At 62.3% G+C, this 23016-nt stretch carries 19 protein-coding genes; 8 read left to right on the top strand and 11 right to left on the bottom strand.

The genetic code is table 11. The features are described 5' to 3' along the window. Window position 1: 1 nt before the first annotated feature. The gene (locus HU749_RS04325; protein ID WP_186651172.1) at window positions 2-856 is read left to right on the top strand and encodes a MaoC family dehydratase; all 855 of its coding nucleotides are present in this window, start codon (window positions 2-4) and stop codon (window positions 854-856) included. A gap of 229 nt (window positions 857-1085) precedes the next feature. Here the strand turns inward: HU749_RS04325 and HU749_RS04320 are convergent, their stop codons facing one another. The 4 genes from HU749_RS04320 to HU749_RS04305 are packed head-to-tail and all read right to left on the bottom strand — an operon-like array spanning window position 1086 to window position 3345. After that, complete coding sequence (locus HU749_RS04320; protein ID WP_186651170.1) at window positions 1086-1643, bottom strand: DUF4136 domain-containing protein; 558 nt, start codon at window positions 1641-1643, stop codon at window positions 1086-1088. Between the two features lie 20 nt (window positions 1644-1663). Further along, complete coding sequence (locus tag HU749_RS04315; protein WP_186651168.1) at window positions 1664-2281, bottom strand: DUF4136 domain-containing protein; 618 nt, start codon at window positions 2279-2281, stop codon at window positions 1664-1666. 12 nt (window positions 2282-2293) lie between these two features. Further along, a complete protein-coding gene (locus HU749_RS04310; protein WP_046064404.1) occupies window positions 2294-3043 on the bottom strand; it encodes a methyltransferase domain-containing protein in 750 nt (249 codons plus the stop codon). Beyond that, window positions 3040-3345, bottom strand: a complete 306-nt coding sequence (locus HU749_RS04305) for a MazG-like family protein (RefSeq protein WP_003186192.1) — start codon at window positions 3343-3345, stop codon at window positions 3040-3042. The genes HU749_RS04310 and HU749_RS04305 overlap by 4 nt, the downstream gene beginning before the upstream one ends. A 164-nt stretch (window positions 3346-3509) precedes the next feature. Between HU749_RS04305 and HU749_RS04300 the strand changes: the two genes are divergently transcribed. Then, window positions 3510-3803, top strand: a complete 294-nt coding sequence (locus tag HU749_RS04300) for a hypothetical protein (RefSeq protein ID WP_003197447.1) — start codon at window positions 3510-3512, stop codon at window positions 3801-3803. A 213-nt stretch (window positions 3804-4016) separates the two neighbouring features. Then, window positions 4017-5366: an MATE family efflux transporter gene (locus tag HU749_RS04295; protein WP_186651166.1), complete on the top strand. Its 1350-nt coding sequence runs from the start codon at window positions 4017-4019 to the stop codon at window positions 5364-5366. 3 nt (window positions 5367-5369) lie between these two features. Here the strand turns inward: HU749_RS04295 and HU749_RS04290 are convergent, their stop codons facing one another. From HU749_RS04290 to HU749_RS04265, 6 genes are all read right to left on the bottom strand, one after another. Beyond that, window positions 5370-6167 carry a DUF4123 domain-containing protein gene (locus tag HU749_RS04290; RefSeq protein ID WP_079301701.1) on the bottom strand — a complete coding sequence of 266 codons (798 nt, stop codon included), beginning with the start codon at window positions 6165-6167 and terminating at the stop codon, window positions 5370-5372. Further along, window positions 6164-7471 carry a type VI secretion system Vgr family protein gene (locus tag HU749_RS04285; RefSeq protein ID WP_095963123.1) on the bottom strand — a complete coding sequence of 436 codons (1308 nt, stop codon included), beginning with the start codon at window positions 7469-7471 and terminating at the stop codon, window positions 6164-6166. The genes HU749_RS04290 and HU749_RS04285 overlap by 4 nt, the downstream gene beginning before the upstream one ends. A gap of 397 nt (window positions 7472-7868) precedes the next feature. Beyond that, window positions 7869-9782: an arginine decarboxylase gene (gene speA, locus HU749_RS04280; protein WP_014336393.1), complete on the bottom strand. Its 1914-nt coding sequence runs from the start codon at window positions 9780-9782 to the stop codon at window positions 7869-7871. 211 nt (window positions 9783-9993) lie between these two features. Then, on the bottom strand, window positions 9994-10365 hold the full coding sequence (locus HU749_RS04275; protein WP_003197435.1) for a translation initiation factor Sui1: 372 nt from the start codon (window positions 10363-10365) through the stop codon (window positions 9994-9996). 168 nt (window positions 10366-10533) lie between these two features. Then, window positions 10534-11091, bottom strand: coding sequence for an NUDIX hydrolase (locus HU749_RS04270; protein ID WP_024617882.1), 558 nt, complete (start codon window positions 11089-11091; stop codon window positions 10534-10536). Window positions 11092-11094: 3 nt separating this feature from the next. Continuing rightward, on the bottom strand, window positions 11095-12162 hold the full coding sequence (locus HU749_RS04265; protein WP_186651163.1) for a DUF2333 family protein: 1068 nt from the start codon (window positions 12160-12162) through the stop codon (window positions 11095-11097). Between the two features lie 284 nt (window positions 12163-12446). Here HU749_RS04265 and HU749_RS04260 point away from each other — a divergent pair, with 284 nt between their 5' ends. The 5 genes from HU749_RS04260 (at window position 12447) to accC (ending at window position 18853) form a co-directional block, all read left to right on the top strand. Continuing rightward, the gene (locus tag HU749_RS04260) at window positions 12447-14117 is read left to right on the top strand and encodes a GGDEF domain-containing response regulator (protein WP_014336390.1); all 1671 of its coding nucleotides are present in this window, start codon (window positions 12447-12449) and stop codon (window positions 14115-14117) included. A 52-nt stretch (window positions 14118-14169) separates the two neighbouring features. Further along, window positions 14170-16116: a methyl-accepting chemotaxis protein gene (locus HU749_RS04255; protein ID WP_079301699.1), complete on the top strand. Its 1947-nt coding sequence runs from the start codon at window positions 14170-14172 to the stop codon at window positions 16114-16116. Window positions 16117-16515: 399 nt separating this feature from the next. Next, window positions 16516-16968, top strand: coding sequence for a type II 3-dehydroquinate dehydratase (aroQ, locus tag HU749_RS04250; protein WP_014336388.1), 453 nt, complete (start codon window positions 16516-16518; stop codon window positions 16966-16968). 47 nt (window positions 16969-17015) lie between these two features. Beyond that, a complete protein-coding gene (gene accB / locus HU749_RS04245) occupies window positions 17016-17480 on the top strand; it encodes an acetyl-CoA carboxylase biotin carboxyl carrier protein (protein WP_003197423.1) in 465 nt (154 codons plus the stop codon). 17 nt (window positions 17481-17497) lie between these two features. Further along, window positions 17498-18853, top strand: coding sequence for an acetyl-CoA carboxylase biotin carboxylase subunit (gene accC, locus HU749_RS04240; RefSeq protein WP_003197421.1), 1356 nt, complete (start codon window positions 17498-17500; stop codon window positions 18851-18853). 80 nt (window positions 18854-18933) lie between these two features. Here accC and HU749_RS04235 read toward each other — a convergent pair whose 3' ends face one another. After that, a complete protein-coding gene (locus HU749_RS04235) occupies window positions 18934-22905 on the bottom strand; it encodes a dermonecrotic toxin domain-containing protein (protein WP_186651162.1) in 3972 nt (1323 codons plus the stop codon). Window positions 22906-23016 lie beyond the last annotated feature (111 nt).

The raw sequence follows: 23016 nt of genomic DNA, 5'->3' as shown, positions 1-23016 counted from the left end.
CATGACGATCCAATGGCACGAAGTCAGCAGCCCGCCATCGATGTCCGGGCTTTATTCGAAAGCGGCGACACGGCGCAAGGTCACCGGAACGACCTTGCCCGAGGAAGGCCTGCGCCAGGTGCTTCAGGTCGACCCGCAACGCCTGGCGGCCTATCGCAAAGTCTGCGGTTTCGTCGATAACGGACTGCTGCCGCCGACCTATCCCCACGTCTTGGCGTTCGCCCTGCAAATGCAATTGCTCACCGCGCGGAATTTTCCATTTCCGCTGTTGGGGCTGATCCACTTGAGCAACCGCATTCGTGTATTGCGGCCCATGGGCGGGGTTGGCCAGGTTCGGGCCAGCGTCAACGTCGAGAACCTGCAAGCCCACCCCAAGGGCGCGGTATTCGACCTGGTGACACGCCTCGATGATCAATTGGGGACGCTGTGGGAGGCCCAAAGCCAGATGCTTTGCAAAGGTGTCCAGCTCGACGGGGCACTCGTGGAGGACTCGCCGCAGACCAGCCAGCCCTTGATTGAAGTCGCGCACTGGACCGCACCGGCAGACATCGGGCGGCAATACGCCAAGGTGTCTGGCGACTACAACCCGATTCACCTGAGCGGCATCAGCGCCCGGTTGTTCGGCTTCCCCACCGCCATCGCCCATGGCCTGTGGAACAAGGCCCGGACCCTGGCGGCGCTGGATGACCACTTGCCCGAGGCCAACGTCGAGATCGATGTGACCTTCAAGAAACCGGTGCGCCTGCCCAGTGAAGTCACGCTGCTGGCGAGTGCGGCAGGCTCCAGTGGGCAACTGCAACTGATGGGGGCTGGGGAGTTGGAGCATATGGTGGGAGAGTGGCGGCCGGTGGCCTGAGCAAGTCGATGGTGTTCACCGTACATCCCTGTGGGAGCGGGCTTGCTCGCGAAAGCGGTGGGTCAGTCTGCATCAATGTTGACTGTGCAGCCGTCTTCGCGAGCAAGCCCGCTCCCACAGTTTGTTCCGGGGTGTTCACAGAGCAGGTGTCCGCCACAAAATCCCTGTGGGAGCGAGCTTGCTCGCGATGGCGGTGGGTCAGATTGCATCCATCTTGAATGCGCCGTGGTCAGTGCGGCGGGTAGTTGGACAGAATCCGCCCCACCGTCTCGCGCACGGCCGTGTTGCGATCAGTCGGGTTGGGCGAGTTGCTGAGCATTCGTTCATCACTGCCACGCCACACCAGTTTGCCGTCCTTGCCATCGAGCAGATCGATCTGCACGGTGGCGACCTTGTAGCTGATGTTGCGGGTTTCGTTGTACATCGGCCCGCCCCAATAGCCATTCCAAGGGCTGCCCCAACCGCCGCCATAGTGGGTGGTGACCTGCTGCTGGCGGTCCTCGACGATCAGATAGGCCAGGACCAGTACATCGCCGCGCCCGCCAGCCGGGGCCTGGCGCAGGCCGCGTTGGTCGAGTTGATCGGCCACCGCCTGGCGGATCCGCTGTTCGGTCAGGTCGCTCTTGATGCGAGGGTCATCGGGGCGATATTGCAGCGCCGGGTCTTTCCAGCTCCAACTGCGATACGCCGCGAAATCGCGGCTGGTGTCGAAATCATGGTTGACCTGGTTAGAGGCACAAGCGCCCAACAACAGGGTGAAGGCCAGTAGAGCGAGACGGCGAAACATGGTTTTTCTCCGTTGCGTAATCAACTTGGAGGATACGCCGACATGGCTTTTTCCACCGCTGCACGAATGGCATCGGTGCGCTCGCTTTGACTGCCCCGCTGACCGGTCTCGGCGCTGGCGCTCCACACCGGTTGCCCCGTGCGGGCATCGAACAGATCCACCCGAACCACCACGACCTGCTCCTGATACGTGCGCACCATCGGCACCGGGCGGTACATGCCATAACCCGGACCGTAGCGGTCATAACGGTTATAGCCGCCGTAGTAGCCGGCATCATAATCATCCCGAACCTGGCGCACGCGGGTCTCCAGGCGCAGGTCGGCGCTGACGAACAAGTCGGCGGGCCGGTTGTCATGCAGCGGGCGCAGGCCACGCTGGTCCAGGGCATTGCTCACCGCTTCGGCCACCTGGGCCGAATCCGCCCAGGCGGTACCGGGTGGCAGGCGCCCGTCGCGCCAGGCCCAACTGCGATAGCGCCCGTAGTCACGGGGCGGCGCAGGGTAAGCGCTACGGTCGAACACCGTGGCGGCCTCGGGCGGCGCCGGCGGCAGCGGATTGGACGTGGCGACATAGGGGTTGCTGCCCTGGCAAGCCGCCAGTCCCAGGCACAGCATCAACAACCCTGAACGACCTTTCATTTCGCTCTCCGGTCACACTGGACGGCAGATCCAGTGCAGATAACGTCCCAACCCGGCAAACGCCGGATGGCGACGGTGGGCCAGTTCCATTTCCAGCAACTGCGCAAGCTCCACGCGGCCCTGGAACTCCACCGGCATGTAGTCATGGAAAACCCGCACGCCACTCTGGCTTTCGACCTGCCACAGGCCTTCAAGTTGCGCCGCCAATTCTCGCGGATCAAGGGGTTGTTGCGGCGTCAGGCTCTGTTTTTCACCGGCCATGTCGTTTTTGCGCAACTTGCGGAAATGCCCCTTGAGGAGGTTGCGATAGACCAGCGCGTCGCGGTTGTAGAACGCCAGGGACAGCCAACCGCCCGGGACCGTGAGCTGGTGCAACACCGGCAGGATCGCGTGGGGCTCGGCCAGCCATTCCAGCACCGCGTGACACAGCACCAAATCGTAGGGTTCAGTGAGCAGGCCGAGCAGGTCCTGCCACGGCGCCTGGATGAACGTGGCGCTCTGGCCCGCCTCGGCAAAGCGCTGGCGGGCGCCTTCGAGCATGGGCTCGGCCGGTTCGGCCAGGGTCACCTGGTGACCGCGCTCGGCCAGCCACAACGACATGTGGCCCAGGCCGGCGCCGATGTCCAGCACGCGCAACGGACGCTGTGGCAAGCTTTCCAGCAGATCGGCCTGAAGCACTGCCAGGCGGATCGCGCCCTTGGCCCCACCGTAGATTTTTTCGGCAAAACGCGTGGCGAGCTGATCGAAATGACGGTCGCTCATTGGCCGAACCGCCGTTCGCTGTCGGCCAGCTTGCTGCGCACCACGGCGTCCATGTCCAGGCCCAGTTCGCTGCAAAGCAGCAACAGGTACAACACAATGTCACCGACCTCCTGCCCGGCGTGGGCCAGTTTGTCCGCCGGCAACTGGCGCGACTGGTCCTCGGTCAGCCACTGGAAAATCTCCACCAGTTCGGCCATTTCCACACTGGCGGCCATGGCGAGGTTTTTCGGGCTGTGGAATTGCCGCCAGTCGTTACGGTCACGAATGGCATGCAGGCGTTCGGTCAGTTCAACAAGGTTCATCGGGTTCTCCTGAATGCGCATAGCTTCAGGGGGATGACCAGGGAAGGCAAGAGTCTCGGTACGCAGCGACGGTTTGCCCCATAATCGAACCAACTCGGCCGCCACAGCTCCTACAATCAGGAGCCAACGGCTCAGCGCAGATTCCCTCCCATCAGGATGCACATATGCAGGTAGAAAGCTTTTTCGAATGGCTCGGCCAGGCGCTCGGTTCGGTGATCCGTTTCATCGTCGACCTGCTCAGCGGTCTCTTCAACACCCTGGCCAATGCCGGCGGCAATTTTGTCGATGGGCTGTCACGCACCCTGGGCATGGACACCTCGATCATCAGCATCATCGCGCTGATCCTCGGGCTGATGCTGCTCTACTCGGCGATCCGCGCGTTCATGCGGGCCTCGATCGTCATGGGCATCATCTGGCTGGTGCTGGGGTTGTGGTTGTTGAGTTGGATCATTCACTAGTCTAGCCATCGCTCCAGCACCACAGGGCCCGCGCCGGACACGGCACCTGTGGCGAGGGAGCTTGCTCCCGCTGGACTGCGCAGCAGGCCCCGAAAAAACAGGGCCGCTACGCGACCCAACGGGAGCAAGCTCCCTCGCCACAAACAGGTCCGACTTACGCAAAGAACGATCAGGCGAGAACCCGCTACAATCGCGCTCCATCAAGGAGCCCGCATGTCCAACCTGACCACCGACTGGCGCGACCGCCTTACCCATCGCCGGGTCTGGGCGCTGGCTGCGCCAATGATTCTCTCGAACATTTCCGTACCGCTGGTGGCCTTGGTGGACAGCACCGTCATTGGCCATTTGCCCCATGCTCATCAGTTGGGCGCGGTGGCGGTCGGGGCGAGTTTGTATACGGTGCTGGCGTGGGCCATGGGTTTCCTGCGCATGGGTACCACCGGGTTCGCCGCCCAGGCTGCCGGGCGTGGTGATGGGGCGGCGTTGCGACAAGTGTTGCTGCAAGGACTGTTGTTGGCGATGGGGTTAGCGGTGCTGCTCGGTGCCATCGGCGTGCCGTTGAGCGACGTGGCGTTGCACTTCATGCAACCGTCCGCCGAGCTCAACCAGTTGACCCGGGACTTCTTCCACACCCGGCTCTTCGGCTTGCCGGCGGCGCTGGCCAGCTATGCGCTGGTAGGCTGGTTCCTCGGCGCCCAGAATGCCCGGGCCCCGCTGGCGATCCTGCTGGTGACCAACCTGATAAACATCGCCCTGAACCTGTGGTTCGTGATCGGCCTGGACTGGGGCGTGACCGGCTCGGCCCGGGCGTCGGTAATCGCCGAGTGGACCGGCGCGCTGGTCGGCCTGGCCCTGGCCCGCAACACACTGCGCGCCTGGCCCGGGCAGATCGCCTGGGCCGCCCTGGGGCTGTGGCACAGTTGGCGCCCGCTGCTGGCGGTGAACCGAGACATTTTCATCCGCAGCCTGGTGCTGCAAGCGGTGTTTTTCCTGATCACCGTGCAAGGCGCACGCCTGGGGGATGCGACCGTGGCGGCCAATGCCCTGCTGCTCAACGGCCTGTTGCTGACAGCCCATGCCCTGGACGGCCTGGCCCATGCCGTCGAAGCGCTGTGCGGCCATGCCATTGGCGCCCGCGATCGCCTGGCACTGCGCCGCTCATTGGTGGTGGCGTGCGGCTGGTCGTTGATTGCAAGCCTCGGCTTTGCCCTGCTGTTCCTGCTCGCCGGCCACCTGTTCATCGACATGCAGACCGACATACCCGACGTGCGCGCCACCGCTTACAACTACCTGCCTTACCTCGCGGCCCTGCCACTGATTGCGGTCTGGAGTTACTTGCTCGACGGGCTGTTCATTGGCGCCACCCGTGCCCGGGAAATGCGCAACGGCATGCTGCTGACCCTGCTGCTGGTGTTGCCCATCGCCTGGGCGCTGCAAGGGCTGGGCAACCATGGGCTGTGGATCACCTTCCTGCTGTTCATGGCCCTGCGCAGCCTGACCCTCGGCGCATTCGCCTGGCACTTGCAGCGGCACGACCGCTGGCTCGGAGCATCAGACCACTAACGTTCAATCCTGGCTGCCCTGCCAGCGCCGCCGCAGTTGATCGAGTCTCTCGCGCTGCGAACCGCCCGTCAGGCCAGACACTGGCCGGGCATCGGGGTATTGCAGGCGCAACCACAGCCAGTCATCGAGCACCGCACGCTCGGTAAATCCCAGGGCAAGGCCCTGCTGCAAATCCCCCCAGAGCCGCTGGTAATCACATCCGGTGGAACGGGACCATTGCCAGGCGTGACGCTCCAGCAGGCATCGTTGCAACTGGTCCTGCTGTCGGTCGCTGAGGCCGTGCTCTTTCTCCAGCGCCGCCACCGACAGCCCCGGGTTGGACAGTTGTTGCCACCCCTGGCTGCCGATCGCCCGATCGGCCCACGTGCCGCCAAACCAGCGCAACAGGCTGATCGGGCCCAGCCAGCAACTGAGTTCTTGAGGGTCGCAACCGTCGAAGAAATAGCTGGCGATGTGTGGGTTGTAGTAGCTCAACAAGGCTTTGTGATGCAGACCCAGGGTCACCGTCAGCATGCGTCGCAGATGCGCCAGCAATTGCGCAGCGGGCGATGGGCTGACCAACAACAACCCCGGCCACGAGCGTGGGTCCAGACGACAGAGGCTGACCAGCGCAGGCGAATGGCGCAGATCCACCAGCAGCGGACCGTGCTCTCGCAGCCCATGCAGCTCGGTGTTTTCAAACAAGGCAAAGCATCGGGCCTTGGCGAACTGCGTGTGCACAAGCCACGCAGCGCCAGGCGCACTCGGTACGTCGAGCAGCAGCCATTGCGGCGGTGATCCAGAGTGGGTCGCGGCGTTCATCGAGCAATGCCCGCGCCGCGCCGCATGAGCATACGGCAGGTGCATAGTGGCTGGGCGCAGGGGCTGAAAGGCCCGCCTTCGGGCAACAAGCACAACAAGACCAAAGGCTCCGCATCACGGATTGCAGACAACAGGAGCGGATCGGCAACCGATGGCCCATGTGTTCCGCCGGTGGATAACTCATCCACAACCTCTACTGAGGCAGGCACATCCAGAAATGCACTGATCATTGGCCGATCCGGATCACCTTCGATAAAGCTCACCAGCACCTCGGTGCCGTCACTCAGGGCACCCGCCACGCCCGTGGCCAGTTCGGGCGCCAAGGGCAGCCAGCAATGACTGGGGCTGGAACCTTCGCCCTGGTAAAGCCAGTCAAACTGCACCGCTACGCGTCCCGCGCCCAGCTCCGACGGTTCGTCCACCGCCACGACCCAGCCACGTTGCCGGCTCACCATGCGCGGTTTTGCCGGGACCTCGTCTGGCATAAACAGCACACCCCGGGGAATGGCCTTGAAATGATTGCCGTACACCCCCGCCTCTGCGCGGTGCTCGACCTTCGTCAGCAGCCAGCGCCGGTTCCAGCCGGCAAACGGATGGGCCGTCAGCGTCAGCACCTGACCACCGTGCAGGGTCATCAAGTCGCTGCGGCCCTGGGCGACCTGCTCCCCCGACACATCGGTTTGCACACTGAAGGACCGCACCGCGGCAATCGGGTCGTCGTCCGCGTAGACCGCCTTACCGGCAGGGGGAAAACCGTGCGGATTATCAGCGAACACCAGGCAATGCCCGTCCCGGGTGTGTTCGAAATGAAAGTGGATACCCGCCTGGGCGCACACGCGCTGCAGGAACTGCAGGTCCGACTCTCGATACTGGGTACAGAAATCCTGCAGTGGATAATCGCCACTCAAATCCAGGCACAGGCTGCGACCGCTGATGCCATGGGCCTTGAGCACCTGGCGAATGATCTGCGGCACCGAACGGGCGCTGAAGACCCGCTGGCTGAAACGCTGCGCCAGACAGGCCAGCTTCGGCCCGATACGCACCCGGCAGCCGGCGCCATGACGGTGTTGGACCAACTCATGAAGCTGCCCATGAACGCCTCGGCCTGGGACCCCGAAACTCAACCAGACGCTGCGGTACAACAGGCCCGCCAGGTCCAGGTTCGCGTCGCGCAACAACAGCTGCGCTTCATAGACGAAGGGTTCGCTGATCGCTTCGCTACCCGTGAAGGCCACGACGTCTAAAGGCTCGGGCAGACCGGCTATCTCCAGACGAAAGGCTGGCTCGCTGGCTGGATCGGACATCGGCGTTTCTCTACAGGAGGGGCGGTCGGGGATTCTCGCCGAGAGCCATGGCCGAGTAGAGGGGCCAAGTACAAGTTAGGAAAGGGACTACACGAAATAAGGACATCGCCGGTTAAATGCACCGACGTTCAGAAATAACGACGGCACAAATAAAAACGCCCTCCGGGACTGTCCGAAAAAAACCGCAACACGCGGTGCATTTTCTGACAGCCCCGGAGGGCATTGCCGATCAGACAAAAGTTAGAGCTGATGTGACCCTGTGGCGAGGGAGCTTGCTCCCGCTGGGTTGCGCAGCAGCCCCCTTTGATGAGCGCTTCGCACTCAAGCGGGAGCAAGCTCCCTCGCCACAATGAATCGCGCCAACCTTAAGGGAGCATCTCCCGCCAAAAGGGCTCTATCAAGAAGACAGATAAGACGAACGCGTCAGCCCCAGGCGCAAGGCATCGAGGAACTGGGTACGTTCGGCGGCGCTAATGCGGGCGCTGGCGCACTTGTCGCGGTAGTGAGTCATCAACTCCTCCGGCGACAGGTGCACGTAGCGCAGCATGTCCTCGATGGTGTCGTGGGTTTCGATACCGGCGTGGTACACGCTGCCATCGGCGTTCTGGTAGATGTTCACCGAGTCGGTGTCGCCAAACAGGTTGTGCATGTCCCCAAGGATTTCCTGGTAGGCGCCCACCAGGAAGATGCCCAGCAGATAGTCTTCATCCGGCTTGAGAGCGTGAACCGGCAGGCTGGTCTCGATGCTCTGCTCGTCGACGTACTGCTTGATCTTGCCGTCGGAGTCGCAGGTCAGGTCTTGCAGCACGGCGCGGCGCAGCGGCTCTTCGTCCAGGCGATGCAGCGGCAGGATCGGCAGCACCTGGCCGATGGCCCAGGTGTCCGGCAGGCTCTGGAACACCGAGAAGTTGCAGATGTATTTGTCGGCCAACTTGTCGTTGAGCTCATCCAGCACCTGCCGGTGCGAGCGCTGGCGGGCCTTCAACGAGTTGTGCAGGCGCCGGCACACGGCGAAGTAGCACTGCTCGGCCAAGGCTTTTTCGGCCAGGGTCAGCTTGCCGTCGGCATATTGGGTCGCCACGTCGCTCATGTAGTGGGTGGCGCGCCAGTAAGTCTCGGTGACCATCTCGATATCGGTCGGGCCCAGCAGGTCAACCAGCCATTGCACGGTTTCCGGCAGTTCCTGCTTGTTGTCGATCACCGGTACGTCGTCGTTGTGTTTCTCGACGTCGGTCACCTGCACCACCAGCATGGCGTGGTGAGCGGTCAGCGAGCGGCCGCTTTCGGAGAAGATGTTCGGATGCGGCAGGCTTTGGGCATCGCAGAACTCCTTGAGCATGCCGACCACGACACCGGCGTAATCGTCCATGTCGTAGTTGATCGAACTGGCATTGCGCGAGTGCGTGCCGTCGTAGTCCACGCCCAGACCACCGCCGACGTCGATGTGATCCACCGGCAGGCCGAGGTTGCGCAGCTCACCGTAGTAACGGATCGCTTCCTTGAAGCCGTGCTGGTAGTCCGCCAGGTTGGCGATCTGCGAGCCCATGTGGAAGTGCAGCAGGCGGATGCCCTGATCCAGGCCGGCCGCGCGGAAGCGCTCGACCACCGACAGCAGTTGCGCGGCAGACAAGCCGAACTTGGACTTTTCACCACCGGTATCGGCCCACTTGCTCGACGCCAGGGACGACAGGCGCACGCGCAAGCCGACCTGGGGCTTGACCTTAAGCGTTGCGGCCTCTTCGATCACCAGGCCGACTTCGGACTCTTTCTCGATGACGATGAAGACGTTGTGACCGAGCTTCTGGCCCATCAGCGCCAGGCGGATGAATTCGCGGTCCTTGTAGCCGTTGCAGACGATGGTGCCGCCCTTCGGCGCCAGGGCCAGGACCGCCAGCAGCTCCGGCTTGGAACCGGCTTCCAGGCCGATGGAGACGTTCTGGGTGGCGATGATGTTCTCGATCACCGCTTCCTGCTGGTTGACCTTGATCGGATAGAGCGCGGTGTACTTGCTCTGGTATTCCAGGCGCGCGATGTTGCTGTCGAAGGCGCCGGTGAGCTGGCGCACACGGTCTTGCAGGATGTCGGGGAAGCGCACCAGCAAGGGCAGCGACAGGCCGCTCTGGCGCAACTGGTCGACTTGCTCGAACAGGTCGATGGGCGAGCTGTCGGGGCCGTTCGGACGGACTTCGACGCGACCGGCTTCATTGATCGCGAAATACCCGGCCCCCCAATGGCGAATCCCGTAAACACTGCGGCTGTCCGCAACTGTCCATTGGCTGCCATCGTCTTTGCGTGTGCGTCGTACGGACATCGAAGTCCCCTATAAAGAAGTCAAAATGCACCATCCGGTCGGAGGCTGGGGCAGTCTAGAGAGTGAAAATGACGAATTGCCTGTTAGCAAGGTAGACCCTGCTCCCAGCGATGAGTTTAGAAACCCGTTCAGAACAGGCTCTGTGAAAACCATGCGGGCGACCTCGAACGTCGGGTTCGGGTCAAGCCGAGGGTGGTTTTCACAGAAGCTGCTAGCCGCCGGATTTCTTTGCCTTGAAGCCGTGCTTGACCAGTTCCGCCAGCAGCAGCTCGACGTGATCGCCCTGGATCTCGATGATGCCGTCTTTCAACGCACCACCGGTGCCACAGCGCTTCTTCAACGTGGTGGCCAGTTCCTTGAGCGCGTCTTCGGCCAACGGCACGCCGGTGATCGTGGTCACCGTCTTGCCGCCGCGACCTTTGCTTTCACGGCGCACGCGCGCAATGCCGTCACCGGCAGGGATGGCGGTCTGCTTGCAGATACAGGCATCCACCGGCTGACGGCAATCAGGGCAATGACGACCGGCGTCGGTAGAAAATACCAAGCCGCCCAAGGCGGCGAAGGATGCGGCTTTTTTGGCCACCGGCAATCCTCTTGGGAGGACAAAGACTGGTCGAGGGGGAACATGCCTCGACCGCGAAACCCCACTCAGGCAGGGGCAGCGCTACTGGACCGCAGACACGGTTCAGCTTGAAAAGTCGCGCAGTGTAACGGCAAAAAGCCGACTTGCTAAGGGCCAATCAGCGCCAATTTATAGCTTCTTTGCGACGCTGCCGCCATGGACGCGCAAATAGCGTTCAAGCGCCGCCAGGGAGTCCGGGCAGTAAGGCTTGCGCTGGATTTCATCGAGCACCTGCTCGAGGGGCAGGAAACGCGCTTCGAGGACTTCTTCGGGCTGCAGGACCAACGGGCCGTCCCACACCGCCGAGAACGCCGAGCACCAGAGGCGACTGCCAGGGTCTTCGAAATAGAAATGGTCATGGGCGGTCAGTTCCACGCCGCTCACGCCCAGCTCTTCCGCCAGCTCACGGGCAGCCGATTCGGCGTAGGTCTCATCGGCCTGCACCATGCCGCCCGCCGCCACGTCCCAGAAACCAGGGTAGATGGCCTTGCTCAGGGTGCGCCGATGAACACACAGCTCACCGGACGAATTGAACAGCATGATGTAGGTGCCGCGTCCGATCAGGCCGCGCTCACGCAGCTCTGAACGCACCAGGCTGCCGAGCAGGTTGTCGTGCTCATCGACCCACGCAATCAGCTCGGCATCCGAGGCCACTCGATGAGCGACCTCCCGGGGGCTTTCGCTCATGAATCAACCTTGGTTCAGCAGTTGTCGCAAGTCGATGACCGCTGCGTTGGCTCGGGAAATGTAGTTGGCCATGACCAGCGAGTGGTTCGCCAATACACCGAAGCCGCTGCCGTTGAGGATCATCGGGCTCCAGACCGGTTCCTGGGACGCTTCCAGTTCACGAATGATCTGCCGCACGCTGACCGTGGCGTTCTTTTTCGCCAGGACATCGGCGAAGTCCACTTCGATGGCGCGCAGCAGGTGCGACAACGCCCACGCCTGGCCACGGGCCTCATAGAACACGTTATCGATTTGCAGCCACGGGGTCTCGACCACCTCTTCGTCCACCTGCGGCACCTGGCCCGGGGCCGGGACTTCGGTTTTCAGCGAGGTGTTGAGCTTGACCCGGCCAACGCTGGCCGACAGACGCTGGGACAACGAACCCAGGCGAGTGCCGACATCCCCCAGCCAGTTGTTCAGGTTGTCGGCGCGGGCGTAGAACAGTGCGCTTTTCTGGCTTGGGTCGGACAGGCGCGCCTGGTAGCGGCTCAGGGAATTGATGCCTTCCTGGTATTCAGACTCGCTGGAGGGCAGCACCCAACTGCGGTTGTCGAAGTTGAAGCGCGGCTCGGCCTTGGCCAGGTCGGCGTCCTCGGCGGACTGGGACTGGGAACGGGCGAAGTCCTTGCGCAAGGCGCGGCTCAGGTCGCGGACCTGCACCAGCACGCCGTATTCCCAGCTCGGCATGTTGTCCATCCACAGGCCAGGCGGGAAGCGGTCATTGGAGATGTAGCCGCCTTGCTTGGTCAGCAGGGTCCCGGCCACCGTCTTGAGCGTTTCGACCGTGGTGTAGCCCACCACCATCTGCCGGCCATCTTTCTCGGCCGCGGCCTGGGCGTTCTGCTGCACAGGGAACAGCGCAGGCTCCTGGCTCCAATACCAGCCGACGGCAATGGTCACCAGCAGGTAAAGGCCGATCAGCGTCGCCAGTGCGCGGCTGAAAAAAAGCCCACCCAGGTAGCTGCGGGTGGACGATTTCGGCTCGGCGGCACGTTCAGGCGCGCTGCCCGCGCGGTTTTTCCAGTCCAGCATGGCGATATCCCTTCAATCACTTGAGTTCTCGGTTCGACCACAACCCTACGCCATCGTGCCTGATTTGAAACGCGATAATGCGGCGCCAATCATGCCGGGCGCGACAGGGCAATCGAACAGCACTATAAAGGAAGCGGTGCCATCGGCCTACGAGACTGGCCAGTCACGAACTGAATTTCGCGACTGGACAGAATATTGACGTATGACACTCATGCGAAGGAAAAGAGGTGCTAGCATAGAGCCACCAGTCGATCTCAGCATGCACCCTAACTAGTAGTCAGGATATGACCGAGCCAGAAGACCCCAGCCGTGAGCGCCTCAAGCACCACTTTGCCCAGCGGGTAATTCATCAGGCTCGTCAGATCCTGGAGATTTGGCAGCGCCTGCAACGCAGTGAGTGGTCCAGCACCGACCTTTCAGAGCTCAGTGAAGCCAATCTGCGCCTGCTGCGCTTTGCCGAGCGCTTCGAACAGCCCGAGCATTCCCAACTGGCCCAGGGCATCAGCCAGTCGCTGCAAGCGGTGGACGCCAATCGCGGGCGCCTGAGCAGCCACCTGATCACCGAAATCAACCGTTTGATGCAGCGTTTGTCTCGTACCGGCCTGCGCCACGGCGACCAGCTGGAACAAACCTTCCTGCCGCCGCTGCGCAAACCCATCTACGTGTTGCTGCAGGACCATGACCGCGCCGAGCGCCTGGCCAAGCAGTTGGAGTTCTTCGGCCTCAGCGCCCAGGCGCTGGACAGCGTCGCGGCGTTCCGCGCCTCGATGGTCGAGCGCCTGCCGGCGGCGATTGTCATGGATGTGGATTTCAGCGCCCCCGGCGCCGGCCTGAAACTGGCCGCCGAAGCCCAGGAAGGCCTGGAGCAACCGCTGCCGCTGTTGTTCTTCAGCTTGTTGGAAACCGACACGCCCACACGCCTGGCCGCGGTGCGCGCCGGTGGGCAGGAATTTCTCACCGGCACCCTCGAAGCCTCGAGCCTGCTGGAAAAGATCGAAGTGCTGACCTGCGTCGCCCAGTACGATCCGTACAAAGTGCTGATCATCGATGACTCCCGCGCCCAAGCCATGCACACCGAACGCCTGCTCAACAGCGCCGGCATCATCACCCGCACGCTGATCGAGCCGATCCAGGCCATGGCCGAGCTGGCGGACTTCCAGCCCGACCTGATCATCCTCGACATGTACATGCCGGCCTGCACCGGCACGGAACTGGCCAAGGTGATCCGCCACAACGACCGCTACGTGAGCGTGCCGATCATCTACCTGTCCGCCGAAGACGACCTGGACAAGCAACTCGACGCCATGAGCGAAGGCGGCGACGACTTCCTGACCAAACCGATCAAGCCCCGGCACCTGATCACCACGGTGCGCAACCGTGCCGCCCGGGCACGCAACCTCAAGGCGCGGATGGTACGCGACAGCCTCACCGGCCTGTACAACCACACCCATATCCTGCAACTGCTCGAGGATTGCAGCTTTCGCGCTCGTCGCGAAGGCAAGCCCCTGAGCTTTGCCATGCTCGACATCGACCATTTCAAACGGGTCAATGACAGCCACGGCCACCCCATGGGCGACCGGGTGATCAAGAGTCTGGCGCTGTTTCTCAAGCAGCGCCTGCGCAAGACCGACTTCATCGGTCGTTACGGCGGCGAAGAGTTCGCCATCGTCATGCCCGACACCGACATCGACGCCGCCTGCAAAGTGCTGGATGAAATTCGCCAGCGCTTTGCCGAAATCCACTACCCGGCCCAGCCCCATGATTTGTGGTGCACCTTCAGCGCCGGCGTGGTGGAGATGAGCGATGACTCCGACAGCCTGATGATGGCCAGCCAGGCGGACGAAGCGCTGTACCGCGCCAAGCATGCCGGGCGCAACCGGGTACAGAGCGCCCGCCAATCAAAGCAAAGTGCCACCTTTTCATCGGAATCGACCGATTCGGTCATAAACCTGTAACGCAAACGCAATAACTTCAGGCACTTACGATTCTGCCCCTGGTAGACCTTTAATGCGCCTGAAGCTGCTGACCAATCTCAACACCCTTCTTTTAGTTGCCGTGTGCCTGGGCCTTGGGGCCACGCTGTGGTGGTCGCAGATCGCCCTGGAACGACCCTATCTGCTGATGGAGCGCTACCTGGGCCTGTCACGGCAGTTCCAGGGCGAAGTCGCGCGCAACATCGAGGACTACCTGGCCAGCGGCGACGCCTTGCGCCTGAGTGCGGCCACCCAGGCCCTGGAGGCCCTGCAAAAGGACCTCGATCAGTTTCCCCCGGCACTGGCCACCCCCCTGCGCCCGAGCCTGTCGAACCTCGACGGCTTCAGCAAGACCGATCTGCTGGCCGCCGGCAAACTGGCCGGCGATCCGCAGGCCTTGCTGCTGCAGGCCGAGCGTGAACTGAGCGCCAGCCTCGACCAACTGGCCCAATACGCCAATGGCGCCCCAGCCTACTTGCCGGCGTTGTTTGCCGCTTCTCAGCACCTGGGCCGGTTGTCCCTCACGCGGGACAAACTGGTCAGCAGTGGCCGTAGCGAATTGGCCGCCGATGTCGAACGGGAACTGGCGAGCATCCGTGTAGAGGCCGAACGCCTCGACAGCCTGCCGCTGCTGGGCGTCACCGCCAGCAGCGAATCAGGCAGCGATGATTTCGCCGCGCTGATGGGTTTGGAAACCCAGGAAAAAACCGCCGCCGAAGATGCTGGCATTGCCCTCAAGCGCGAACTCAACAGCCTGCTCGCCCGTTACCCGGCGGAATTGGCCCGCACCCGTGAACTGATCCAGAAACGCACCGAACTGAGCAGCGCCACGCACCTGAAAATCGCCGATGTGCAACAGGCGATCGATGCCATGGAGCCGTCGGTACGGGCCCAGCATGGGCAGATCCAGGGAGAGGTTCGCTTGATCCAAGGGGTAATGATTGGCCTGATCCTGCTGATCGCGCTGCTCATCGACACCTTGCAACGGCGCCTGGCCCGCACCTTGACGCACTTGGCCCCGGCCCTGTCGACCTGGGCCGAGGGCGACTTCAGCCGTGATATCCACGTGGGCGCCAGCAACCGCGAATTGCAAGACATCGAGGCCTCGCTCAATCGTCTGCGTGCTTATCTGGTGGACCTGGTGGGCACCATTCGGGTGAACGCCGAACAGGTCGCGGGTAGCAGCCGGACCCTGGCCGAGCTGAGCGGCGAGCTGCACAGTGGGGCCGAGCATCAGGCTGGCGACACGGCGCTGATCCGCGACTCCCTCAGCGAACTGGAAGCGACGATCCAGCAAGTGGCCGGCGATGCCAGCCAGGCCGCAGACGCCAGCCGCAGCGCCGGGCAGGCGGTGGAGCAAGGGCAGAAAGTCATCGGCCTGAGCCTCACAGGCCTGCATGCGCTGGTGGGAGAAGTGCAAGGCAACGCGCAGATGATCGAGCAACTGGCCGAGGAGTCAGCCACTATCGGCGGCGTGCTGACGGTGATTCGCTCGATTGCCGACCAGACCAACCTGCTGGCCCTCAACGCCGCCATCGAAGCCGCCCGCGCCGGGGAAATGGGCCGGGGCTTCGCGGTGGTGGCCGAGGAAGTCCGCTCCCTGGCCCAACGCACGGCCGGCGCCACCGCCGAAATCCAGACGCTGATCGCCCGCCTGCAACAGGCTGCGCGCCAGTCAGTGGACGGCATGCGCGCCCAGGTCGAACACGCCGAAGCCACAGCCAACCAGGCGCAAGCAGCCGACGGCGCGCTGGATGAAATCGTCGGTGCCATCCAGACCATCTCCGACACGGCAGTACGCATCGCCGACGTCACCGCCCAACAAAGCGGCGCCGTCAGCGAAATACGCGATCACAGCGAGCGGATTCACCAACTGGGCGGCGACAACCTGCTGCGCATCGGCCAGGGGCGCGAACAAGGCGACAACCTGTTGGTCCTCGGTGGGCGGTTGCACACGGCAGTACAAGCGTTTCGGGTTTAGACCTCAGATCCAGTGTGGGAGCGAGCCTGCTCGCGAAAGCGCCGGGTCAGCTTGCATCGACGCTGAATGTGCCGCCGTCATCGCGAGCAAGCTCGCTCCCACACTGGATCTTCAGCAGGCATAAATTTTGTGCTCACCACAAATCCCCTGTGGGAGCGGGCTTGCTCGCGAAAGCGCCGGGTCAGCTTGCATCGAGGTTGAATGGGCCGCCGTCATCGCGAGCAAGCTCCCCACAGGGGTTCAGCTCCAACCGTATGACTGGATCAGGGACCTGGGTCACAAATTTCGCGCAAACATCGGTCATCGTGCTGGCTATTGCAGAGAACTGGACAGTCACAAAGGCTTTGCGGCATAGTCTCCAGGTTCTGATACCTGCTCACAGATAACAAGGAACAGCAGATGGCGACCCTATTGGTCCTGCACGGACCCAACCTGAACCTGCTGGGCACCCGTGAACCGGGCGTCTACGGCGCCGTGACACTGGCGCAGATCAACCAGGACCTGGAGCAGCGGGCCCGCACCGCCGGCCATCATTTGCTCTATCTGCAAAGCAACGCCGAATATGAATTGATCGACCGTATCCATGCCGCGCGCGGCGAAGGCGTGGACTTCATTTTGATCAATCCAGCAGCTTTTACACACACAAGCGTCGCATTACGTGACGCGCTGCTGGCGGTGAGCATCCCATTCATCGAAGTGCATTTGTCCAACGTGCACAAACGCGAACCTTTCCGCCATCACTCCTACTTCTCGGATGTAGCAGTGGGAGTGATCTGCGGCCTTGGCGCCAGCGGTTACCGACTGGCCCTGGAGGCCGCCCTAGAGCAGCTTGATAAACAGGCACCAGCTTGAAAACAAGCGTTAAACGCCCCTGACCGACCCTTGGGAGTTGATGATTCATGGATATCCGTAAAGTTAAGAAATTGATCGAATTGCTGGAAGAGTCCGGCATCGACGAGCTTGAGATCAAGGAAGGCGAAGAGTCCGTACGCATCAGCCGCCACAGCAAGACCCCGGCCCAGCAGTTCTATGCACCGGCACCGATGCACGCTCCAGCCGCCGCGCCTGCTCCAGCAGCAGCGCCGGTTGCCGCAGCAGCGCCAGCCGCACCGGCTGCGCCAGCGCTCAACGGCACTGTCGCCCGTTCGCCAATGGTGGGCACGTTCTATCGCAAGTCTTCGCCATCCTCGCCGTCCTTCGTTGAAGTCGGCCAGACCGTGAAGAAAGGCGACACCCTGTGCATCGTCGAAGCCATGAAGATGATGAACCACATCGAAGCTGAAACCAGCGGTGTGATCGAATCCATCCTCGTCGAAGACGGCCAGCCGGTTGAGTACGACCAACCGCTGTTCACCATCGTTTGAACCGCGGAGAGCCTTTGATGACTGCGAAGTTGGAAAAAGTTCTGATCGCTAACCGCGGTGAGATCGCCCTGCGGATTCTGCGTGCCTGCAAAGAGATGGGCATCAAGACCGTCGCCGTTTACTCCAAGGCCGACAAAGAACTGATGCACCTGGGCCTGGCGGACGAATCCGTCTGCATCGGTCCGGCGTCGGCTGCGCACTCCTACCTGCACATCCCGGCGATCATCGCCGCTGCCGAAGTGACCGGCGCCACCGCCATTCACCCTGGCTACGGCTTCCTGGCGGAAAACGCCGACTTCGCCGAACAGGTCGAAAATTCCGGTTTTGCCTTCATTGGCCCGAAAGCCGACACCATCCGCCTGATGGGCGACAAGGTCTCGGCCAAGCACGCCATGATTGCTGCCGGTGTGCCGACCGTTCCGGGTTCCGACGGCCCGTTGCCTGAAGACGAAGAAACCGCTTTGCGCATCGGTCGCGAAGTCGGTTATCCGGTGATCATCAAGGCCGCTGGCGGCGGCGGTGGTCGCGGCATGCGCGTGGTACACAAGGAAGAAGACCTGATTTCCTCGGCGAAACTGACCCGTTCCGAAGCTGGCGCGGCGTTCGGCAACCCGATGGTCTACCTGGAAAAATTCCTGACCAACCCACGTCACGTCGAAGTCCAGGTGCTGTCCGACGGCCAGGGCCATGCGATCCATCTGGGCGACCGCGATTGCTCGCTGCAACGTCGTCACCAGAAAGTCCTCGAAGAAGCGCCGGCACCGGGCATCGACGAGCAGGCTCGCGAGGAAGTCCTGGCGCGTTGCGTCAAGGCCTGCATCGACATCGGCTATCGCGGCGCCGGTACCTTCGAGTTCCTGTACGAGAACGGTCGTTTCTACTTCATCGAAATGAACACCCGTGTTCAGGTGGAGCACCCGGTTTCGGAAATGGTCACCGGTATCGACATCGTCAAGGAGATGCTCAGCATCGCCGCCGGCAACAAGCTGTCGTTCACCCAGGATGACGTGGTCATCCGCGGTCACGCGCTGGAATGCCGGATCAACGCCGAAGACCCGAAAACCTTCATGCCAAGCCCAGGCACGGTCAAGCATTTCCATGCCCCGGGCGGCAATGGCGTTCGCGTCGATTCGCACCTGTACAGCGGTTATGCCGTTCCGCCGAACTACGATTCGTTGATCGGCAAGCTGATCACCTACGGGGCGACCCGTGACGAAGCCATGGCGCGCATGCGCAATGCGCTGGACGAAATCGTGGTAGACGGGATCAAGACCAACATCCCGCTGCACCGCGACCTCGTACGTGACGAAGGCTTCTGCAAAGGTGGCGTCAACATCCATTACCTGGAACACAAGCTGGGCAACCAGCACTGATGCTTCAAGTAATGTAAAAAGACCCCGGTCATTGGCCGGGGTCTTTTTTTTGCCTGTCGCTCACGATGCAGGCAGCGGCATCAGCCCAGCATCACCGTAGAAAATTCCTGCAAGGCAAGTTGCGCCGCAGTCGCCGGCCGGCCCTGGTGGGTGCGAACGGCACCGTCGGCATTGGCCACCAACGGTTCGCTGCGCAAGCGCGTCATGAACCCGCGCGCACGTACCGATACCGGACCAGAACCCTGCTTCGCCCTCGCCAGCACGGGTACGTAGTAGCGTTCGACCTGACTCTGTGAGGTCTTGAATACTGAGGTGATACCACTGCGCAGATCCAGCGCAACACCATAGTTATTCCCAAAGCAGGAAGAATACGACCAGTGATCCCAGGTGGGTTGCAGACCCTGGCGCCTCATCACCAACCGGACCGGCTCACCAATGTCAGCCCCCGTCAGCCAATCCCCACCCACCAGCGTGGCACGAATATCCTTGGGCGATCCCCCCAGGCGCCGCGTCACGTCCCGGACGCTGCGCTCGATCAGCGCACGGATGTTGTGATCGAAATGAATGACCGCCCCCATCTTGGTGGCAGGGTTGTACAACGAAGCGATCACGCACGTTTGCGCATTCAGCGAGAACAGATAGTTGTCCGCCGTCTCGCTGAACCTTGCCACCACAGCCTCGCCCTGCAACGCCCCCCGCGTTGCGTCCGGAAAGACATGCCCGGGAAACGCTTCGCGCAACTCCCCCACTCGCCCAAGGTTGCGCACATGGTCATTGCCGCCTCTCAAGCCGACTTTGTTATGGGTCCATTTGCCATTCGCCAGCCTGCGGATGGGCAGCTTGTACAACGCGCCGGGACGCCTGGCATCCACCAGGCACAACCCGCCGAAGTAGGGATCCTCCATCACCTGGTAGTACCGGCCCTTGCTCCGGATATAGTGGGCACCTAGCGGTTGCGTTGCGCTGGGCGGGCTGCGATAGGTGCCCAAAAAAATCCCCTCCTCAATCACCGGCTGCAAGTGCTCCGGTGTTCCGCTGACCGCCTGCTGCGGCTTCAGGCGTATGGGCGGGATCACCGGCCCAGCCTCTTTGGCGATGCCTGATGTCGCGCGCCTCAAGCGTTGAGCGGACAACGACAGAGGTTTCACCGCGAACTTCAGGTTCCTGGCCGCGCGCCCCAGCAGCGTGGCCATGCTTGCGGCACCGAGCGTGGCGAACAGCGTCCCCCAGGTCGCGGCCAGCCAGTGGCCAAGCGCGCCTTCCGTGTCGCCCTGCCCATGCGCCTCGACCGCCTGCCCGGCGCTGACAGCCACCAAGCCAATGTCCAGCAACAAGGCAAACGGGGGGTAGACCATGCACACAGGAGCCGCCGCGAAGATCAGGCCCTTGAACACCTGATCCCTGATCATTTCGGCACGACTTGTGGTGATGTCCTCCACATCGGTGACAGCGCGCTCGATGCAGGCATCGAATTCAGCGCTGATGTCCATGACCCGATTGAATTCGCGCACCGTATCGACACGCGTGCTCCCGGTCGCCAGCGCCACCAGCGAACGCCCTGCAGCGGCACGCGCGCTCAGTGCGACCCGCTCCAGTAAGTAATGATGCAGTTGCACGGCGATGCTCCCGGAGAAATCCAGGTACTTGCGAAACAGGATCCCGTCCGGAGCATCGGGTGTGTACAACCAGTAAAAAACCTTAGGATCGAAGTAAGTGAAAACGTAGACCCCTTGCACGACATGACCGCCGACGGTCAACTTGATCACGCCTTCACGCGTCACGGCAGCACTAGGATGCGTGGCGCTGTTCATCGGCCGCCCATCGCTCAGCAGCGTGACTTGCCGGGTGAGCCACTGGAATTCGTCGGTGCTCAACATCGACTTGCCATGGGCCACACGCAGGTCGCGATCCATCCGGGCCAACAGCATGTAGCGGTAGGCCTCGCGGCGTTTCGAATACTCAGGGTCCTTGGCATCGAGAAAGCTGGCGCGGATGTGCTTGGCATATCGCTCCCCCAGGTAAGCCACGCGAATGTATGACGCCAGTTCGGCGCTGCGGACCTGCTTCAAATCCTGGCCGACGGAAGAGCGCACGCCTCTTGTGGGATCGTCGATATCCGAGTTGTGCTCATATCCGAAGATGGCAAGGTCCAGCAGGCTGGCGGTTTTTTTCTCGGCTGCCAGCCCTGGGCTGTAGTCGATGAGCAGAGTGGCCGGATCGACCGCTTCAAGCACCCCCTTGCTACGCAGGTACGGCGCAATCAAATGGGCGAAGGTACGCTTGGCGAAGTCGATGAAGACTTCATAGTCGGCCATCTGTTCATCGAACACCTGCCGCTGAACCAGAAACTCCTGGTTCAAGCCACTGATGTTGCGCCGGGACTCCAGCGGCAACGCCGAGTACCAACGAGGCGACTCGTTCAGCTCCACTTGCGTCAGGTTATTGGCCAGGCCGGTCAAGACAGCGTTCTGAAGACAGGCCCTGAACCCCGTCACCGGGCCCCTGAGATCTTTGCCCAAGTCCCATGAAGCCGGTTTCTCCGCCACGCTGGCAAAATACTCCCGGGCCCGTCCATGATCGGTCGCAGGGAGTTGCTGTAGCAGATACTCGCGACCGGCTTCGTTTTGGGTCCAGGCACCGACCTCCCCGCTCAGCGCCCGAAGCGAGGTCAATTCGACCCACTCCTGACCATCGGGTTTGCCGGGGGCATACAGCAGCAGGCCACTGACGTCGTCGCCCACGTCCTCGCGGTAGAACAGAAGAGGATCGGCACACTTCAGGCCATTGGGAAGCACAAGACCGGCGACACGCCACACGCTAGCGGTTGGCGTCGCAACGTCGCTCCCCCACAGAGCACTGAGCGAGTCATGGCCGGTCGCCGACAACTGGCCCGCACAACGCGCGATAAACGCACTGTGCTGCAGGCGCGCCAAAAACCAATCGAGCATGGCCGCTTTCAGGTCCGCCCGCTCATATCGATCGGCCAGTGCTTGCAGGTACCCGGCAGGCGCATCGACGTTTGCCAACAATCGGCCAATGAAGTCCGGCGAAAGGGACTGGTTACGCAGCATGCCGCCATTTTCCACCAGGAACACCGACACCGCGTCCGGCCGTACCGGGCCTGCCGCCACCAGCTCACTCAGGTTGTAGGTGTGCACCGGCTGCCCCATCACCGTTCGCCACTGTAACTGCACGCGAATGCTGTCAGGCTCGACCACCATGTCCAATTCATCCCTGGCATAGTCCCTGGCCAATTGCCGAGCGAAGGCCCGCAGCGAACCCAGGCCATCGACCAGCTCATCGACTTGTACCTGCGCCAGCGCGGCCTGGTTTTCAAACGCTCGCAGCCGTTCACGATCAGGATTGCTCAAACCCCGCAGCCAATGCGGCAATTGCAATCGCGCGAGCGCTCCAAGATCCCGCCGCTCACGGTTTGTGGCCAACGCCGTCAAGCGACTCGTCTGGCGCCAGGCGTCCTGGAGTTCTTCGATCTGTTCTCGCAATTCATCGACGTCCAGGCCGGCCAGATGGTCAGGCTGGAAAAGCCCGTCGACCGCGAACCGATGCTCATCAAGTTTTTGCCTGACCAACGCCTCGAGCGAGGCATCCTGCGAAACGATTCGCCAATGCCGCCGCAGATAGTCCTTGTAGTGACAGACAAACCTCACCGCCGCGCTTTCCACCGCCCGGGCAACGAACTCACGACGCTCGGGGGCGAACCCCAGGTCTACCCCCTCGGGCCAACGGTAGGGCAAGTCCTGCTCTTCTTCATAAACCACAGGCGCCTGGTCGATCATGCGCTGCAACACCGTGTCGAGCAGGGTGTCGATGAAGTGTGGATCGATGTTGCCTTGGTGATAATGGGTGCGCAGCTCGACCAGCAGGTACTCTTCCAGCACCTCCAGCAAGCTCATCTGGGTTTGCAGTCGCGCGTCGATAGCCACTTGCCAACGCGTCAATTTCTCCAGGGTCACGTGTGCAGTCGCCGCCTGCGGGGAAGAGACCAGCCCCGTGCGCGCCATGTTGCTGTGCCGTTCGGCAGTGATGTCCATACACATTCCTCCCTGCTGTGTGGACCGGCACCTTATCCGCCCGGCGATACGCCCATGGCATACATATATATATCGAAACACCCACCCTGACGGCGCAAGACTCGCTTATCC

This window comes from Pseudomonas ogarae (assembly GCF_014268695.2).
GTDB lineage: Bacteria > Pseudomonadota > Gammaproteobacteria > Pseudomonadales > Pseudomonadaceae > Aquipseudomonas > Aquipseudomonas kilonensis.
The sequence above is the reverse complement of the archived record's forward strand: the minus strand, read 5'-3'. Positions and strand labels throughout refer to the sequence as shown.

Coding starts and splice junctions, on each gene's coding strand:
- HU749_RS04325 (WP_186651172.1), top strand. CDS start 2: ATGACGATCCAATGGCACGAAGTCAGCAGCCCGCCATCGATGTCCGGG.
- HU749_RS04320 (WP_186651170.1), bottom strand. CDS start 1,643: ATGTTTCGCCGTCTCGCTCTACTGGCCTTCACCCTGTTGTTGGGCGCT.
- HU749_RS04315 (WP_186651168.1), bottom strand. CDS start 2,281: ATGAAAGGTCGTTCAGGGTTGTTGATGCTGTGCCTGGGACTGGCGGCT.
- HU749_RS04310 (WP_046064404.1), bottom strand. CDS start 3,043: ATGAGCGACCGTCATTTCGATCAGCTCGCCACGCGTTTTGCCGAAAAA.
- HU749_RS04305 (WP_003186192.1), bottom strand. CDS start 3,345: ATGAACCTTGTTGAACTGACCGAACGCCTGCATGCCATTCGTGACCGT.
- HU749_RS04300 (WP_003197447.1), top strand. CDS start 3,510: ATGCAGGTAGAAAGCTTTTTCGAATGGCTCGGCCAGGCGCTCGGTTCG.
- HU749_RS04295 (WP_186651166.1), top strand. CDS start 4,017: ATGTCCAACCTGACCACCGACTGGCGCGACCGCCTTACCCATCGCCGG.
- HU749_RS04290 (WP_079301701.1), bottom strand. CDS start 6,167: ATGAACGCCGCGACCCACTCTGGATCACCGCCGCAATGGCTGCTGCTC.
- HU749_RS04285 (WP_095963123.1), bottom strand. CDS start 7,471: ATGTCCGATCCAGCCAGCGAGCCAGCCTTTCGTCTGGAGATAGCCGGT.
- speA (WP_014336393.1), bottom strand. CDS start 9,782: ATGTCCGTACGACGCACACGCAAAGACGATGGCAGCCAATGGACAGTT.
- HU749_RS04270 (WP_024617882.1), bottom strand. CDS start 11,091: ATGAGCGAAAGCCCCCGGGAGGTCGCTCATCGAGTGGCCTCGGATGCC.
- HU749_RS04265 (WP_186651163.1), bottom strand. CDS start 12,162: ATGCTGGACTGGAAAAACCGCGCGGGCAGCGCGCCTGAACGTGCCGCC.
- HU749_RS04260 (WP_014336390.1), top strand. CDS start 12,447: ATGACCGAGCCAGAAGACCCCAGCCGTGAGCGCCTCAAGCACCACTTT.
- HU749_RS04255 (WP_079301699.1), top strand. CDS start 14,170: ATGCGCCTGAAGCTGCTGACCAATCTCAACACCCTTCTTTTAGTTGCC.
- aroQ (WP_014336388.1), top strand. CDS start 16,516: ATGGCGACCCTATTGGTCCTGCACGGACCCAACCTGAACCTGCTGGGC.
- accB (WP_003197423.1), top strand. CDS start 17,016: ATGGATATCCGTAAAGTTAAGAAATTGATCGAATTGCTGGAAGAGTCC.
- accC (WP_003197421.1), top strand. CDS start 17,498: ATGACTGCGAAGTTGGAAAAAGTTCTGATCGCTAACCGCGGTGAGATC.
- HU749_RS04235 (WP_186651162.1), bottom strand. CDS start 22,905: ATGGACATCACTGCCGAACGGCACAGCAACATGGCGCGCACGGGGCTG.